16 protein-coding genes are annotated in these 16,122 nt (G+C 52.9%); 8 read left to right on the forward strand and 8 right to left on the reverse strand.

Going from position 1 to position 16,122, the window contains the following annotated elements:
• Nucleotides 1-66 precede the first annotated feature (66 nt).
• Genes rimK through ACT3TR_RS14430 form a run of 3 tightly spaced genes read right to left on the reverse strand, consistent with a single transcriptional unit; the run spans nt 67 to nt 2,524 of the window.
• A complete protein-coding gene (gene rimK / locus ACT3TR_RS14420) occupies nt 67-975 on the reverse strand; it encodes a 30S ribosomal protein S6--L-glutamate ligase (protein ID WP_096279311.1) in 909 nt (302 codons plus the stop codon).
• Between the two features lie 34 nt (nt 976-1,009).
• Entirely contained in the window at nt 1,010-1,450 is a 441-nt protein-coding gene (locus ACT3TR_RS14425) for an ATP-dependent zinc protease family protein (RefSeq protein ID WP_444625701.1), read from the reverse strand.
• 36 nt (nt 1,451-1,486) lie between these two features.
• Complete coding sequence (locus ACT3TR_RS14430) at nt 1,487-2,524, reverse strand: DUF3549 family protein (RefSeq protein WP_444625700.1); 1,038 nt, start codon at nt 2,522-2,524, stop codon at nt 1,487-1,489.
• 305 nt (nt 2,525-2,829) lie between these two features.
• Here ACT3TR_RS14430 and ACT3TR_RS14435 point away from each other — a divergent pair, with 305 nt between their 5' ends.
• A complete protein-coding gene (locus ACT3TR_RS14435; protein ID WP_096279317.1) occupies nt 2,830-3,162 on the forward strand; it encodes a YqcC family protein in 333 nt (110 codons plus the stop codon).
• 95 nt (nt 3,163-3,257) lie between these two features.
• Here ACT3TR_RS14435 and putP read toward each other — a convergent pair whose 3' ends face one another.
• From putP to ACT3TR_RS14460, 5 genes are all read right to left on the reverse strand, one after another.
• A complete protein-coding gene (gene putP / locus ACT3TR_RS14440; protein WP_096279319.1) occupies nt 3,258-4,748 on the reverse strand; it encodes a sodium/proline symporter PutP in 1,491 nt (496 codons plus the stop codon).
• A gap of 71 nt (nt 4,749-4,819) precedes the next feature.
• Nucleotides 4,820-8,011, reverse strand: a complete 3,192-nt coding sequence (gene putA, locus ACT3TR_RS14445) for a bifunctional proline dehydrogenase/L-glutamate gamma-semialdehyde dehydrogenase PutA (RefSeq protein WP_444625699.1) — start codon at nt 8,009-8,011, stop codon at nt 4,820-4,822.
• 162 nt (nt 8,012-8,173) lie between these two features.
• Nucleotides 8,174-8,995, reverse strand: coding sequence for a helix-turn-helix domain-containing protein (locus tag ACT3TR_RS14450; protein ID WP_444625698.1), 822 nt, complete (start codon nt 8,993-8,995; stop codon nt 8,174-8,176).
• 54 nt (nt 8,996-9,049) lie between these two features.
• Entirely contained in the window at nt 9,050-9,409 is a 360-nt protein-coding gene (locus tag ACT3TR_RS14455) for a hypothetical protein (protein ID WP_096279325.1), read from the reverse strand.
• A gap of 276 nt (nt 9,410-9,685) precedes the next feature.
• Nucleotides 9,686-10,093 carry a CBS domain-containing protein gene (locus ACT3TR_RS14460; RefSeq protein ID WP_096282334.1) on the reverse strand — a complete coding sequence of 136 codons (408 nt, stop codon included), beginning with the start codon at nt 10,091-10,093 and terminating at the stop codon, nt 9,686-9,688.
• Between the two features lie 294 nt (nt 10,094-10,387).
• On the opposite strand from ACT3TR_RS14460, the gene ACT3TR_RS14465 reads away from it, so the two are divergent.
• The 7 genes from ACT3TR_RS14465 to ACT3TR_RS14495 all read left to right on the forward strand — a co-directional run bounded on the left by ACT3TR_RS14465 (nt 10,388) and on the right by ACT3TR_RS14495 (nt 16,121).
• On the forward strand, nt 10,388-10,909 hold the full coding sequence (locus tag ACT3TR_RS14465) for a YqaE/Pmp3 family membrane protein (protein ID WP_444625697.1): 522 nt from the start codon (nt 10,388-10,390) through the stop codon (nt 10,907-10,909).
• An 88-nt stretch (nt 10,910-10,997) separates the two neighbouring features.
• Entirely contained in the window at nt 10,998-11,870 is an 873-nt protein-coding gene (locus tag ACT3TR_RS14470; protein ID WP_444625696.1) for a carboxylate/amino acid/amine transporter, read from the forward strand.
• An 81-nt stretch (nt 11,871-11,951) separates the two neighbouring features.
• Nucleotides 11,952-12,884: an NAD(+) kinase gene (locus ACT3TR_RS14475; RefSeq protein WP_225734493.1), complete on the forward strand. Its 933-nt coding sequence runs from the start codon at nt 11,952-11,954 to the stop codon at nt 12,882-12,884.
• Nucleotides 12,885-12,886: 2 nt separating this feature from the next.
• Nucleotides 12,887-13,903, forward strand: coding sequence for a metallophosphoesterase (locus ACT3TR_RS14480; protein WP_096279331.1), 1,017 nt, complete (start codon nt 12,887-12,889; stop codon nt 13,901-13,903).
• Between the two features lie 242 nt (nt 13,904-14,145).
• Nucleotides 14,146-14,997, forward strand: a complete 852-nt coding sequence (locus ACT3TR_RS14485; RefSeq protein WP_096279334.1) for a rhomboid family intramembrane serine protease — start codon at nt 14,146-14,148, stop codon at nt 14,995-14,997.
• Between the two features lie 10 nt (nt 14,998-15,007).
• Nucleotides 15,008-15,292: a YeaC family protein gene (locus ACT3TR_RS14490; RefSeq protein WP_096279336.1), complete on the forward strand. Its 285-nt coding sequence runs from the start codon at nt 15,008-15,010 to the stop codon at nt 15,290-15,292.
• Nucleotides 15,276-16,121: a DUF2797 domain-containing protein gene (locus tag ACT3TR_RS14495; RefSeq protein WP_444647237.1), complete on the forward strand. Its 846-nt coding sequence runs from the start codon at nt 15,276-15,278 to the stop codon at nt 16,119-16,121. Before ACT3TR_RS14490 ends, ACT3TR_RS14495 begins: the two co-directional genes overlap by 17 nt.
• The last annotated feature ends 1 nt before the right edge of the window (nt 16,122 follow it).

Consider the following 16,122-nt stretch of genomic DNA (forward strand, 5'->3'; position numbering starts at 1 on the left):
ACGCCGATTGTGGGGGTGGCAGCGATGATTTGCCACCCCAAAACGGATTATTTTTGAATTTCCACCTTAGCCTTTAGGCTTTGGGGGGGCTTTACGTGCTGGAACTGCATTTTTTTCAATATGCTCAATGATCATTCCCGCAATATCTTTGCCGGTAGCGTTCTCAATACCCTGCAATCCGGGCGAAGAGTTAACTTCCATAATCACCGGGCCGTGGTTTGAACGCAGTAAGTCAACGCCCGCCACTCGCAGCCCCATGGCTTTTGCGGCGCGGATAGCGGTCGAGCGTTCTTCCGGGGTAATCCGAATGACGCTGGCGGTGCCGCCGCGGTGCAGGTTGGAACGAAACTCGCCTTCCGCCGCTTGGCGTTTCATGGTCGCTACGACTTTATCGCCGATCACGAAGCAGCGAATGTCTGCGCCGCGTGCTTCCTTGATGTACTCCTGCACCATGATATTAGCTTTCATGCCCATGAAAGCTTGAATGACCGATTCAGCGGCTTGGTTGGTTTCAGCGAGTACCACGCCAATGCCCTGGGTGCCTTCGAGCAATTTAATCACCAGCGGCGCGCCTTTCACCATGGTGATTAAGTCAGGAATGTCATCAGGTGAGTGCGCAAAGCCAGTAATTGGCAAGCCCAGCCCTTTACGCGACAACAGCTGAAGTGAGCGCAGCTTATCGCGCGAGCGAGTAATCGAGACGTTATCGTTAATAACGTAAGTGCCCATCATTTCAAACTGGCGTAGCACCGCGCAGCCGTAAAAGGTCACCGATGAACCGATGCGAGGTATCACCGCATCAAACGGTTCGATCTCTTCGCCTTTATAGTGAATAGAAGGGTGATGCGAGGTAATGCTCATATAGCAGCGTAGCGTGTCCACTACGCGTGCGGTATGCCCACGCTGCTCTGCGGCTTCAATGAGACGGCGGGTCGAATACAGATTGCGATTGCGCGAAAGCAGGGCGATATGCATGTAAAAACTCCGGGCTAAAGGCGACTAAAAAAATTTAGGGCTCACCGTGCAAAAACGCGGCGCCAGGTGCAACTAACAGGCGGCGCATGGCGCGGCGTCCTAGCAGCATGGGGTGGCGCATATTGCTGCGGTCAGTCAGGGTTAGTTCAACGGGGAAATTCAAATCGCCCATTTGCATAGGCGTGCGAATAACATAGCGCCATTCGCTATGACCGTTGGAACTGGTGATCCGGCGTCTATCGTGCAGATGTAACTGATAGCGGTGAGCAGGGGTTGTTGGCCCGCCACTATGGGTTATAAAGCTGACCCACAGCTGGCCATTCTCATCTTCATGAGTCTCAATTTCTTCTGCATGCAGGGCGGACGTGCGTGCCCCTGTATCTGCTTTGCAGCATAGATGAAGGCCTAGTTCCGGCAGCGTCACCATTTCACGGCGACCAATGACCGCCTTAGCCTGATAGGGTAATTCCTTCACGGCTCACTCCTTGAAAATATAACAGACTGCATCAAATCAAGCGTTCCTGTGTGGCGTCATGATGGCTAAGCGACGTTGAATAGCAGAGCTCGCTGGCGCATCTCGCAACGCCATCATGACGGGCAAACGCAGCCGCGGTATTAGTGCAATGTCTCGCACTACCGCCGCAAAGTCAGTACGTTCGTCTTCCGCTAGGCGCTGCAGAAAAAGCGGCAGGCGCTGGGCGTCTTCAAGATGCTGCCAGCCACGGCCAGCGATTGCTGCCAGCACATCCGGTCCACAGGCGGCGATATCGCTCAATATGCTCGAGTACCAATTACCAGCTTCAGGCGCACTAGCCGTGCCCACGGCACGCAAACAGGCACACAGTGTTTCTATATCACCCATTTGGGCGGCTGTTTCACCGCGTCTGTGTAACGCAGAAACTAACGTGTCTGGAAATGCCCTATGCTCTAAACAGTAGCACAGGGTGTGAATAACGGCGGTAGGCAGTGACTCAAATAGTTGTGCTAGCGATGCGCTCTCATGTGCTTGCATACGAACAATATAATCAGCGATTCCCTGCAGTCCCAATGACTGCCAGTCAATCATTTGTTGACCGCTAAAATAAGCCTCAACGGGTTCGAAATGTTGGCTTGCAGATAGCCCCATATCGCTCGTGGCGCGCGCATTAAGCATGGCTTGAAAGGTGATGTTAGGCGTGAAGGCGAGGGGATTATCCTTCATTAAATGATCCACGTCTGCAGTTTCTTCACGACCTACTTGCGACACATTACGACCTAATGTCTCCAGCAGTCGATTTAAAAATGAATCGCGCTGAGCGGGTGCCAGCAGGCCTTGCTCATCCAGCGGCAGGGCTAAAAACCAAATCGCAGGCTCAGGCATATCGCCCAGGCGAAATACAATGGCCACTCGCGCCTGTCCTTGCCAAGGTTCCGCCCACGCTATTTCGCCCCGCTCAAATACGGCGAGTGATTCCCGTGGGCAGGGAATAACACGGCGGCCCATATGATAGAGGGAGACCTCCGCACCGCTACGGGTAAAAAACTCATCAAGCGTTTTAATTGGTTGCATGACATCCTTCCGCTTTGCAAGACCGCACTCTACCTTGCTGATGTAACACTGTCAGCCGTAGCGGGTAATAAAAGGTAGTGGGTAATAAAGCATAGCGTTAATGACAGGGCGGTTAAAAATTAAACAACAAGGTGAAAGGTGCATGAGCGTTGAGGATGCGACACCTTTCCATAGTTTATCCACAGGCTCGTGCACGTTTTCTGTGGGTCTATGAGCCATGCCCAAAAGCGATGACCTGTGGTAAGCAAGCGTTTGAGTTGGGATAATTGCTAGATACACACTTTTACCACCTAACCAAGGTATTTATGAGCACTTACCAGACGCTACAAACAGCGCTTCTTGAACTTGAAGCATCGATGAAAGCCGCTGACTTATGGCGTATGCCAACACCGGATGCTGACGCGCTGGCCAGCCAGCAGCCTTTTTGCATCGATACAATGTCGCTTCCTCAATGGATACGGTTCGTGTTTGTTGCGCGCTTGAATACGTTAATTGAAACAGGTGCTGCTATGCCGGCTAAATGCGAAGTGGCACCAGCGGTGGCGGCCTATTTGCTGCAGGAGAAAGTGCCTGCCCATCATTTAGTGCTGGTTGTTCGGGCAGTAGAAACGGTTGACCAGATAGTGACTGACAGCTGATTTTGGCTGGCTAGACCTTGAAACGCACAAAGCCTGCCGAAAGGCAGGCTTTGTGGACTACACAAGCATCATCAATTGACTGCACTCATACTGAATTAACGTTCGATATGCTGGTATTCACCGGCATCGGCAGTCACGCTGCTAACTACCAAAATGGCAATGAAGGAGGCGATGAAACCAGGGATAATCTCGTAAACGCCGGGGCCACCCATGAACTCCCCACTCCAGCCCAGCGAAATCCAGATCATCACGGTAAGAGCACCGACTATCATCCCCGCAATAGCACCGGCGCCATTGGTGCGCGACCACATCAGCGAGAGAATAATCAGCGGGCCAAATGCTGCGCCAAATCCTGCCCAAGCATTGCTCACTAATCCTAGCACTTGTGAGTCCGGGTCAGACGCAATAACGGCCGCTACCAAACCCACTAGAACGACACTAATACGGCCTACGCCAACCGTTTGTTTCTCCGTTGCCTGCTTATTCAAAAACAGACGGTAGAAGTCTTCGGTGAGTGATGACGACGCCACCAGAAGCTGGCTAGAGATGGTGCTCATGATAGCGGCAAGCAGCGCTGCATAGAGAAAGCCGGTTACCAGCGGATGGAACAGCAGGTTCGCCAGAATGATAAAGATCGTCTCCGGATCCTGGACGTCCATGCCATTGCGAATTGCATAGGCGCGGCCGAAGATACCTAGAGAAACGGCGCCGATCAGCGAGATGGCCATCCAGCTCATGCCAATGTTTCGAGCAGTCGGTACATCTTTCAGCGTTCGAATCGCCATGAAGCGCACGATAATATGCGGCTGCCCGAAATATCCCAGGCCCCATGTTACCGCAGACAGCCAGCCGATGAAGGTCAGTCCTTCGGTCCAAGACAGCAGGGTTGGGTCGACCTCGTTCAGTGTCTGTGACGCTTGGCTGAAGCCGCCGCCGCCTTCACCAAAGAGGACAACGGCTGGCATGATTACCAGTGCCAGCATCATGATGCAGCCCTGTACGAAGTCTGTCAGGCTTACGGCCAAGAACCCGCCGACGACGGTATAAGCCAGTACCACGCCTAGTGTGATAATGATGCCAACAGTGTAATCGCTTAGGCTGCCAATGCTGACAATGCCGGAAAACGCGCTTTCGAACAGTTTACCGCCGGCGACTAGGCCTGACGCAGTATAAACCGCGAAGAAAACGACGATAACGACAGCGGAAACCGTTCTTAACGACAGCGCCCGCGTTGGGAATCGATTTGCCAGGAAGGCTGGAATGGTGATTGCATTACCGTAGTGAACAGTCTGTTCACGCAGACGAGGTGCAACCAAAACCCAGTTGAAGAAGGCACCCACGAACAGGCCGATACCGATCCAGGCCGAGCCCAGTCCGGATACGAACATTGCGCCGGGCAAGCCCAGCAGCAGCCAGCCGCTCATGTCGGAAGCGCCGGCCGACAACGCCGCCACCTGGGGGCTAAGTGTTCGGCCGCCCAAAATATAATCTTCAGACGTGGACGTGGATGTGCGCATAGCATAAAGCCCAATGCCGATCATAAGCGCAAAGTAAGCGGAAAGGCTGATCCAAACTCCAATAGCCATAAAACGTCTCCCTATTCTTAGTTCTGAGGCCGGATATAGCTCCGACAGGTTATTAGTATTGTATGAGCTGTTTACTCATCACCAAGCGCCAATAGCGACGCGTTCCCTCCTAAAGCTGCAGTATTATTGGTAATCGTTTTCTCGGTCACAAAGCGCTGCAGGTAGTGGGGCCCACCGGCTTTGGGGCCTGTGCCCGATAGCCCTTGGCCACCAAATGGCTGAACACCCACGACGGCACCGATGATATTACGATTAATATAAACATTGCCGACGCGCATTTTCTGCGCTATTTCAGCGGCAAAAGACTCGTTTCGACTATGTACACCAAACGTTAAGCCATAGTTGCGGCCATTGATATCGTTAATGACTTTATCAATCTCGCTGGCTTTGTAACGCACAATATGTAGCACCGGCCCGAACTGCTCACGAGTAAGTGCATCAATGCTATCGATAGTGAACGCTACCGGCGCGACGAAAGTACCTTCTTGAGTATGCTCGGCAGCCATCGGCGTTTCCGCCACCAGGCGATTTTCAGCCTTTAGCTTTTCGATATGTTCCAGCAAACTTTTACGCGCATCTTCATCGATAACGGGGCCGACATCGGTACCCAAGTCACGAGGATCGCCAATGCGCAGCTCGTTCATTGCACCTTTAAGGATTTCAATCACTCGGTCAGCGACGTCATCCTGAAGATAGAGCACGCGCAACGCGGAGCAGCGCTGCCCGGCACTTTGAAACGCGGATTGCACCACATCAACCACAACCTGCTCAGGCAGGGCGGTGGAGTCGACAATCATCGCATTCATGCCGCCAGTTTCAGCAATCAGCGTCGCCAACGGAGCATTTTCACGTGCCGCAAGGGCGCGGTTGATAATGTGAGCAGTGTCGGTGCCGCCGGTAAATACCACGCCAGTAATCCGTGGGTCGGAGGTCAACACGCTGCCTACGGTGGGGCCATCGCCGGGTAAAAGCTGCACAACGTCGCGGGGCATGCCGGCTTCGTAAAGCAGTTCAATGACACGATGCGCGATAATCGAGGTTTGTTCCGCCGGTTTGGCTAGGACGGTATTACCCGATACTGCGGCCGCCACCACCTGACCGCAGAAGATCGCGACGGGGAAGTTCCAGGGACTGATAGCTGCGAATACGCCTTTGCCGCCGATGATTAGACGATTGGATTCACCGGTGGGGCCAGGTAGTACGGTGGCTTCGCCGAAATCTTCTTCAGCGCGCATAGCATAAAAGCGACAGAAATCGACGGCTTCTTTGATCTCATCGACGCCGTCGGTAAGCAGCTTACCGCCTTCCCGAGAGCACAGAGTCATTAACTCCGGCATATGCTCTTCCATCAAATCGCCGAGGCGCCGCACAATGGCCGCGCGCTCAGGCACGGGCGTTGCATCCCAGCGGGGGAATGCTGCCCAGGCAGCGTCAAGGGCCTGGGTGGCCTGCTCTTTGCTAGTCCACTGTATACTGCCCACCGTTTGTCGGCGATCAAAAGGGCTGGTAACGCTATGGGTAAGGGTTGCATCATCGGCAACATCAAAGGCGAGCAGCGGCTTAGCCGGATACTGCTTGTCCATAAACGTAGCCATCTGTTCCATCAGCGGGTAGTAGTGACTGCGGATGTTGAGATTCACACCACGAGAGTTGAGCCGCTTGGGGCCGTAAATATCTTTAGGCAGCGGAATATTCATGTTGATCAAACTTTTTTGCTGACGCAGCGTTTCGATAGGATGCTGGCACAGCCACTCAACCGGAACATCAGGGTCCACTAGTTGATGGACAAACGACGAGTTAGCGCCGTTCTCAAGTAGGCGGCGCACCAAGTAAGGCAGCAGATCTTTATGTGCGCCTACCGGGGCGTAAATACGGCAGTAGGTGCCTTCAGGCGCCCGTTCCAGAGCGGCATCGTAGAGGGCTTCGCCCATTCCGTGCAGGCGTTGAAACTCAAACGGGCGGCTGTCGTCGTTGGCGAACTCTAAAATAGTCGTCACAGTGTGAGCGTTGTGAGTCGCGAACTGCGGGAAAATACGCCCGCGGGTATCGTTAGAAAGCAGGAACTGAGCGCAGGCGAGGTACGCTACATCGGTGCCTGCTTTACGGGTGAATACCGGGTAGCCGTCGACCCCCAGCTGCTGGGACTCTTTAATTTCGGTATCCCAGTAAGCGCCTTTGACTAGGCGCAGCGGAATTTCATCACCCTGTTGCTCGGCTAGCCGGTTGATATAGTGCAATACCGGCAGCGCACGTTTGGAGTACGCCTGAACCACCAGGCCGAAGTGCCCCCAGCCTTTGACCGCTTCACTTTCATAAACCGCGCGGAAAACTTCCATTGAAAGCTCTAGGCGATCCACCTCTTCGGCGTCGATAGTGACCGCCACTTCTAGCTCACGGGCTCTGCTAACCAGTTGGATAACGGTGTCGACGAGCTCGATGAGCACCTGCTCACGGCGGCCAAATTCATAGCGCGGATGTAGCGCCGAAAGCTTAATAGACACCGAGGGTGCCGGCGTTTTATCACCTAAGGATTTACAGGTTTTGCCGACTTGTTCGATTGCACGAGCGTAATCATCCAAATAGCGTTTGGCATCATCGCGTGTGCGCGCAGCTTCGCCCAGCATGTCGTAAGAATAGGTATAGCCTTTATTGAACAGCGGTTTTGAGCGCTTAAGGGCTTCATTGATATCCCGGCCCAGCACGAACTGTTTACCCATAATTTTCATCGCTTCGTACATCGCGCGGCGAATAACCGGCTCGCCCATGCGATTAACCATGCGATTGATGAAGCTGGCGGGCTGGCCCTCTTTAGGATGATCCATTTTGAGAACACGACCGGTCATCAATAAGCCCCAGGTAGAGGCATTGACCATCCAAGAATCGCTTTTGCCCACGTGGGCTTGCCAGTCGGCAGGGCCCAGCTTGTCTTCAATCAATGCATCCGCCGTCGCCTTGTCGGGGATCCGCAGCATGGCTTCGGCTAGACACATCAGCATTAGCCCTTCGTGAGTGTCCAAGCTGTATTGCTGCAGTAGTTCATCAATGGTGTCGACGGCTGTATCCATCTTCCGGACATCTTGAACCAGCGCCGCCGTGTTGGCTTCAATGCGGGCAAAGTCATCGTGGCCCGTATCCAGCACCTTGATCAGTTCGCTGACGTAGGCGCTTTCATCCACTAAATAGTGATCGCTAACGCGAGCCATGAGTGTGTCGAGATCAGTTTGCCAGATGGCTGGGTCACGCATTTTCTTAGCATTGAGCATTGAAGCCCCCGGAAGTCTGAACAGAACGAATGGGTAACAGGGCATTAGGCCCAAGCGAATAAGCGAATGTAGAGCGCGACCACGTTGGGTGCATGCTGGTTTCAAGGTAAAACGTGTCAATTCCCCGGCAAGCGCTGAGTCTTTAAGACTTTAGTAGAGTTTTTAATGTCCTGCTAGTGGCTCTGATGGGGGATTTGACGAGCTAACATTCACTGGCGCCATATCGCTCTGGCGCAACTTGCGTGGTGACAATCCATAACTGCTGCGAAACGCATGTGAAAGCGCACTTTGATTGGCAAAACCTGTTTGCATCGCGATATCGGTAAGAGGAAGCCTACTTTGTAAAATCAGCTCACGCGCCGCATGCAACCGCTGCCGTTTAACGTATTGCCAGGGAGAGAGTCCCGTTTGCGCACGAAAACAATCGGAGAAATGCGCTTCGCTTAAACATGCAATCTGCGCTAAATCGGCAACGCGCATGTCATCGGCGAGATGCTGGCGGATGAAGCGATCAATGCGTGTCAGGTTTAAGCGCTTCGGGCTGGCATGAGTGTCTTTGCCCAGTCGCGCCTTGAGTGCGCCCAGCATTGTCGCCGCTAAGCGATCTTGCTGAAAAGAATTAGTCGAAGTATCAAACTCTTGAGCAAGCTCGCTTTGCATAAAGGCGAGGTAGTGACGTAGCGCGTTATCTAAGCCAAAAAAGCGCGGTGCATCAAATAGCGCCACCAGCTCACGGTTTTCTCCGGTCAATGCGGGGGCATCTTCTGGGAGGTCAAAGATTAGCTGTCGATTATGGCCGTAACCTGAATAGTAGTGCTCGTGGTGCGCCGGAACAATACAGCCTGAAAATGCATTGACGCGGCCGCCGAGCCCTTCGATTTCAAACTCCGATGAGCCACACAGCGTAATCACGATCTGATGAAAGTCGTGCGTGTGGTGATGCGTAGCGCTGGCTAGCGGAATCTGACGAATCGTGCTGGGCATAATCGGGCTCCTGAGCCGCCATAGCTCTTTTAAACAGTCTTTTTTGAACAGTCTCTACTGCTGACGGAGGGCTGTATGAGCGGACAAATGATCGCGCAGAGCCTTGAGCTCTTCTTGGCCCTCTTGGTTAAGCAGTGGCTTGCCCTGGGCAATCATCCAGCGCCTTCCATGCCGCTCCATTAAGTGCTCGCCGCGTCGCCGGATGCTTTCCAAATATTCATTATGGCGGATTGGATAGCCGATCGTAGCATTCCACTCTGTTTCGCTTACTTGGCTGTTAAGCGCCTTATCGAACAAAGCGATCAAATCTTTTGGCTCAGTGCGGTAGCGCGGCGTGCTTGACGACATTAACACGAGAATGACCGCGCCAATCACCAGTAGGCACACCGCGAACACTAATAAATACAGCGCCATTTTCTGAGCTCCTATCTATGCGAGTAGGCTTTATGCGACTAGGCGTGGCCGGTCAATAAATCGTCACTTAACTATACGCTTGGTGGTCTTTACACGGAAAATTTACTTTTTTGCGAACTTTTCCTTCACAGCGTGTCTGAGTTAGTACAGGCAACATCGCGATAGCAGTCGCTAAAGTTGTTCTGGCTCTATATGTTTTGATCCCTTGCTTCCGTTACTCTTCGAGTAACGGTTTTTTTTGTCTATGTTCTGTGCCTCCCGACATTTTATAGCGGGTTAGTGGCATCGAATGCTCAGCAATGCCACCAGGATATCACGCCGGGTGACGATTCCCACCAACCGCTGCTGCTCGACCACCGGATACACTTTTGGCTTGGCACCAAGCATTTCTTGCGCCAGGTCGGTAATGCTTTTATTAGGCGAGACGCTGAGTACTTCATGGCGCATTAGCTCTTTGACCAGCGGTGCTTCGTGGTCATGATAAATACTGTCGAGCACTCGCCCTAGAACGTCCTGTTCTGAGATAAAGCCTATTAGCCGATCGGCTGCGTCAACCACCGGTGCACCGGGTAAACGGTGCAGTGCTAACCCTTTGGCTAACGTAGTAATTGAAGCGTCTGGTGTTACTCGGTAGCAATCCCGAGACATAATGTCGCGAACGGTACTGGGATGTGCTGCTTTCATCGTTGCTTTTTTTATAGTTGTTTTGTTCATAGATAAGGTATGCATGGTGGTTGTACTCATCGTAGCCACTCCTTTTTCATCGCGTGCAGCGCCACTGCTGTTAAAGGGCAATCCTTCGTGCTTGGCCTTAATGTATCATCGGCTCTATTGACTGTAGTTGAAACTGTAGCTGAATTAGCTTTTTATGCGCCGGTGGAAGGCTGGTGCTATTCAACGTTTTGAGCAGTGAATTTTATAAACTGTCACGGCTCTCATCATGAAAGAATTATTATTTAACTCTGAAAGGACCCTCTGATGGATGCACGTGAGTATTTAAACCGGAAAGGGGTAGGCGTTGAGCGGGACCCTGATCGCCCCAACACTTTGGAAGAAAAAGCCTGGGAACGCGCGCGCGGTGCCGGTGATCAGCGGCCTAAATCCGGGACGCCCCATGATTGGGAAGATTGGGAGCGCCACCATGATGATCTTGCGGAAGGTGCCGAGACGTTAGAGCAGAAAATTGACAAAGATGCGCATCGATTTTCTCAAGAGCCGGCGGCACAGGTTCGCGCTCGCCCAGCCTCTGCTGACGTTGAACACTTCACGCCGCCGCCAGTCGCCGCCAGGGAGCAGCCGCAGAACCCAATATCTGAACAGGTAGCCCCGCCAACCGCGGGTTTAGCGCTGGCCTATCAAGCGCTGGCGATTTTGCTGCCGCCCTTAGCGGTAGGCTTAACACAAGGTGGCGCTAAACGTGTCGCTATTGCGGTGCTGTTAACAGTGGCGGGCTGGCTGCCCGGCGTTGCCTATGCATTTTGGTGGCTGCAGCGACGTTAACCTTTTTGTATGAGGCATGTTTACTGCTTGGCAGGCCGACGTAGTTGGGTATAATCCGCGTAAACTTATTTAAATAATGGGGTTTACGATGGGGTATTTGGTTGGCGTTACAGCGCTTTGGGCTTTTTCCTTTTCGCTAATAGGTGTTTATCTGGCAGGGCAGGTCGATAGCTACTTTGCGGTGCTGCTAAGGGTATCGCTGGCAATGCTGATATTTCTGCCCTTTTTACGTCCAAGCTTGTTGCGAGGTAAACAGCGTTTGGCGCTAATGGCGTTAGGTGCCGTGCAGCTGGGAGTGATGTATACCTTCTTCTACCAGTCTTTTTTACTGCTATCAGTGCCGGAAGTGCTGCTATTCACCATCTTTACACCTATTTATATCGCGCTGCTTGATGACTTACTGTTTGGCCGCTTTACGCCGATTTATATTGTGACCGCGCTGCTCGCGGTTATTGGAGCGGGGGTTATCCGCTATGACGGTATCGATAGCGGTTTTTGGACGGGCTTTTTAGTTGTGCAAGGGGCCAATCTTTGCTTTGCCTTGGGCCAGGTGGGCTACCGGCGTTTAGCGGCTGATTTACCGCCTACGCTTGCATGGCACAACGTGTTTGGCTGGTTTTTTATTGGTGCGATGATTGTGGCACTACCGGCGTATTTACTCTTTGGCAACAGCGCGGCATTGCCAAGCACACCGGTGCAGTGGGGCGTGTTGGCTTGGCTGGGTCTCGTCGCCTCTGGCATGGGTTACTTTGCTTGGAATCAAGGCGCCACCAGGGTAGATGCGGGCACCCTAGCTATTATGAACAATGCGCTAGTGCCCGCGGGACTCATTGTTAACCTGGTGATTTGGAACCGCGATGCGGATATTCCGCGCTTGGTGATAGGTGCGCTGATTATGGCCGCATCACTTTGGTTAAACCACTGGTGGTGCCAGCGTCGGCAGACAGCGCCGGCCAGCTAATTGTCAAACAACGCTTCAGCCTATTTGCCCGGCAAGTAAGGTGTCTCCATAATGGCGACTTATGCTAGCGAGAGTCGGCCCATGAGCAACGCGTTACTACCAGACACTATGCCTACTGCAGGCGGCCCATCAGACAAACCCTTTAAGACGATTGGGCTGATTGGTCGCTTAGGTAGCGATAAAGTGGTCGACTCCCTTCAGCGGCTGGTGACGTACCTTGTCGCGCATGGTTACAGCGTGCTGGTAGAAGACCGCACAGCCACTGCCTTGCCCAAGCATGGCCAACCAGAAGCTAGCCGTCGCGTATTGGGAGAGCTATGTGATCTGGTCATTGTTGTCGGTGGCGATGGCAGCTTACTGGGTGCGGCGCGCACACTGTGCCGAAGCGGCACGCTTATTTTGGGCGTTAACCGTGGGCGGTTGGGGTTTCTAACCGATATTTCTCCGGACGAATTGGAAACCCGCGTTGGTGAAGTGCTGGCAGGCGAGTTTGAGATTGAGCAGCGCTTTCTACTCGATGCGGTGCTTTATCGTAACGGGATCGCTGTCGGTAATGGCGATGCTTTGAATGAAGTCGTACTTCATCCGGGTAAAGCGGTACGCATGATTGAGTTTGAGCTGTTTATTGATGGCCAGTTTGTTTATAGCCAGCGCAGCGACGGCTTAATTGTTGCCACGCCAACCGGCTCAACGGCCTATGCGCTATCGGGCGGCGGGCCGATCATGCATCCAAAGCTTGATGTGGTGACGCTGGTGCCGATGTTTCCTCATACGCTGTCGAGTCGGCCCATTGTTATTGATGCTGCTAGCGAAATTCGCATTCACATTGGCGAAACGAACCAGACCTATCCGCATATTAGCTGCGACGGCCAGACTCGGGCGGTGGCCAAGCCCAACGATGTGCTGGTCATTACACGCAAGCCTGAGCGAGTGCAGCTGGTACATCCTATCGGCCATAATTTCTACGAAGTACTGCGCAGCAAATTAGGCTGGAGCCATCGGTTGGGGGATTAAGCATGCAGCGTCAAACGCAGGGCAAGCCCCGGTTAGAAGGCTACGACCTGATTGGTGATGTGCATGGGTGCGGCGTTACGCTTGCCTCGTTACTAGAAAAACTGGGCTATCATCAAAGCCGCGGCGTGTATCGCCACCCGCGCCGAAAAGTTGTTTTCTTGGGTGATTTGATTGATCGCGGGCCGCGTATTCGCCTAGCGGTGACTATCGCCCGCCGGATGGTGGAGCAGGGCGAGGCATATATTGTGATGGGTAATCACGAATATAATGCCTTAGCATATACTCACCCAGGGCCTGCGGGCAGTCATAAACGGTGGCTGCGCGAGCATACGCCCAGGCATAACCGTATTATTCAAGATACCCTGGCGCAGTACAGTGATTACACCAATGAGTGGGATGATACGCTGGCGTGGTTTAAAACCATTCCGCTATGCCTAGAGTTAGAAGGCATTCGCGTGGTGCATGCTTGCTGGGACCAGCAACTGATTGCCGAGCTTAAACAACGCCGTCCTGACTGCTGTATGGATACGCAATTTTTAGTGGAATCAACGGATCCCTCTACCCAGGCGTTTCGTATTTTAGATCGCTTGACCCGAGGCCCGCATGTCTCGTTACCTGACGGCATTGCAATACACTCAGGTGACGGATTTACTCGGCAAAGTTTTCGCGCCCATTTTTGGGCTCAGGCGCCGCAGCAGTGGGGGGATGTCGTCTTTCAGCCGGATAACTTACCCGGCGATCTCGAAACTCGCGAACTATCAGCCCAGGAGCGCCGGCAACTTAGTTATTATGGTCCTGAGCAGCCTCCGTTATTTATTGGGCATTATTGGTGCGAGGGTATACCAGCATTGCCTGCCCACAATATCGCCTGTTTAGACTATAGCGCGGTTAAATATGGGCGTTTGGTAGCTTACCGCTGGAGTGGAGAGGCGACGTTAAGTGCCGATCACTTTGCTTGGGTCAAGGTGCCTAGAGAGGAGCGGATGCTTCCCAAACCATGGGAAATAGATTTCGATTAGTGCCTTTTTTTAAAATTTACATATCTTTACATAATTTTTGCAAATCAGATGAACTAACCCTGCTGTCGGCTATCAGAGTAAGTGTTCCCTTGAATGATCCCTTGCTTTTATTCTCCGGCGGTCCTTACCGCCGGTTTTTTTTGCCTGTCTGTTGGCTTTCCAGCGCGTTAGTTACCATCGTTGCAATGAACACCTACCCGCTGCGGTCAATATGCCGCGAGCGCTTTGATTAGAGGGATGTTATGCATCCAGTGATGCTTTTACCCGATCACGCGGATACCAGCGAACTGCGCCAAGCATTATGGCGCCATCGTATTGGTCACCGGATTACCGACGAGGCCGACGGCCAGCTATTATGGATCGCCGACCCTCGCCAGCAGGGTGAACTCACCGCGCTTGTCGAACAGTGGAAACAGGGTGAACCTCTAGCGCTTCAACAAACGACTAAGCACCCGCGTTCTATGGCCCATTCTTTTGCATCGCTGCGCCAAGTGCCGGTTACCTCGCTGATGATTGTTTTTAGCCTGGTGGTGTTTGCCCTGATCGAAGTGTTGGGCAATCAGCTAATCGTTGCCTTAACTATTGTGCCCGTTGGCATTTCTGGTGGTGAGCTGTCGTTTGGTAACCTGTCGCAAATGCTTGCCTCAGGACAAGTTTGGCGATTGCTATCGCCGGCCTTTCTACATTTTGGCTTGATGCATCTCATCTTTAACTTGATGTGGGTATGGTACTTCGGTCGTCAGGTTGAAGCCTTGCAAGGCAGCCGTACCATGCTGTTGCTGCTTATTGTTGCCGGTATCGGTGCGAACATCGCTCAATATATGACCGGTACCGTGCTGTTTGGCGGTATGTCAGGCGTGGTGTATGCCTTGTTAGCGCATGTTTGGCTAATGTCGCGGCGAGTACCCCAAAGCGGCTTTTTTGTGCCCCAAATGTTAGTGGTATTTATGCTGGGTTGGATGGTATTTACCATGACAGGGGTAGCAGGCAGCGTTGGCTTTGGCAATGTCGCTAATGAAGCGCATTTGGGCGGGCTACTCGTGGGCCTTGTCACAGGCTGGTATTATTCATCCCGCCGTTTGAAAAATAGTTAAGAGGCCTGCAATGAGCGAAATGACCTTCGATAAAATGATTAATCAAATGACCCCGGCGATCTATGAGAGCCTGAAACAGGCGGTGTCGCTGCGCAAGTGGCCCGATGGCCGCCGTCTAACGCCAGAACAGACCGATCTGTGCTTGGAAGCCGTGATGCGTTTTGAGGCTGAAAATAACGTGCCGGAAGAGAATCGGGTGGGGTATTTAGAGCAGCGCACCTGCGGTGCGGCGGCGACGGGCGCAGGCGTAACGCCAGAAATGGCTGGCTTGGCTCGGGATGCAACGCGTGATTGAAGCGGCAGTGCAAGGCTGTTTAAGTAAAATGGCGGTCGCGGTACCAGGCCACCAAGATGACCAAGTGGTCTACCATTTACGTGCCGGTGAGCACCGCGTTGCGCTTAATGAGCGCATTGGTGAGCTGATCAGCCTACGTTGGACAGGCGCCATTGCATGTACTCACTGCGGTCGAGCCACGAAAAAAAGTTTTGCTCAGGGCCACTGTTATCCGTGCTTCAAACGATTAGCGCAGTGCGATACTTGTATTATGAAGCCGGAAACCTGCCACTTTTTTCAAGGCACATGTCGCGAGCCCGAATGGGGCGAGCGCCATTGTTTTCAGCCTCATACGGTGTATTTGGCCAACTCTTCCGGCCTCAAGGTAGGCATCACGCGCAAAACACAGATGCCTACCCGTTGGTTAGACCAAGGCGCGATTCAGGCGCTGCCTATTCTTGAAGTGGATACTCGCCAGCAGTCAGGGTTCGTCGAAATGCTGTTCAAAGAGCAGGTTTCAGACCGCACTAACTGGCGCGCTATGCTTAAAGGTGATATCGACGTAATGGATTTAAGCGCCGAGCGTGACCGTTTGCTTAGCCTGTTGTCTGATGGCTTGAGCCAGCTACGTGATACTCATGGCGTGGACGCTATTCGCACGTTAGGCCAGCCAGCGCATCATTTTCACTACCCGGTTAGTGTTTTCCCACAAAAAGTTGCGTCGCATAACTTTGATAAGCAACCGCTGGTGGAAGGCGTGCTACAGGGGGTTAAAGGACAGTATTTGATACTCGATAGCGGCGTGATTAACCTGCGTAAATTCACGGGTTATGAGGTTCAAGTGAGTTAGG

The sequence above is a fragment of the Halomonas sp. AOP12-B1-6 genome (assembly GCF_052379225.1).
GTDB lineage: Bacteria > Pseudomonadota > Gammaproteobacteria > Pseudomonadales > Halomonadaceae > Vreelandella > Vreelandella casei.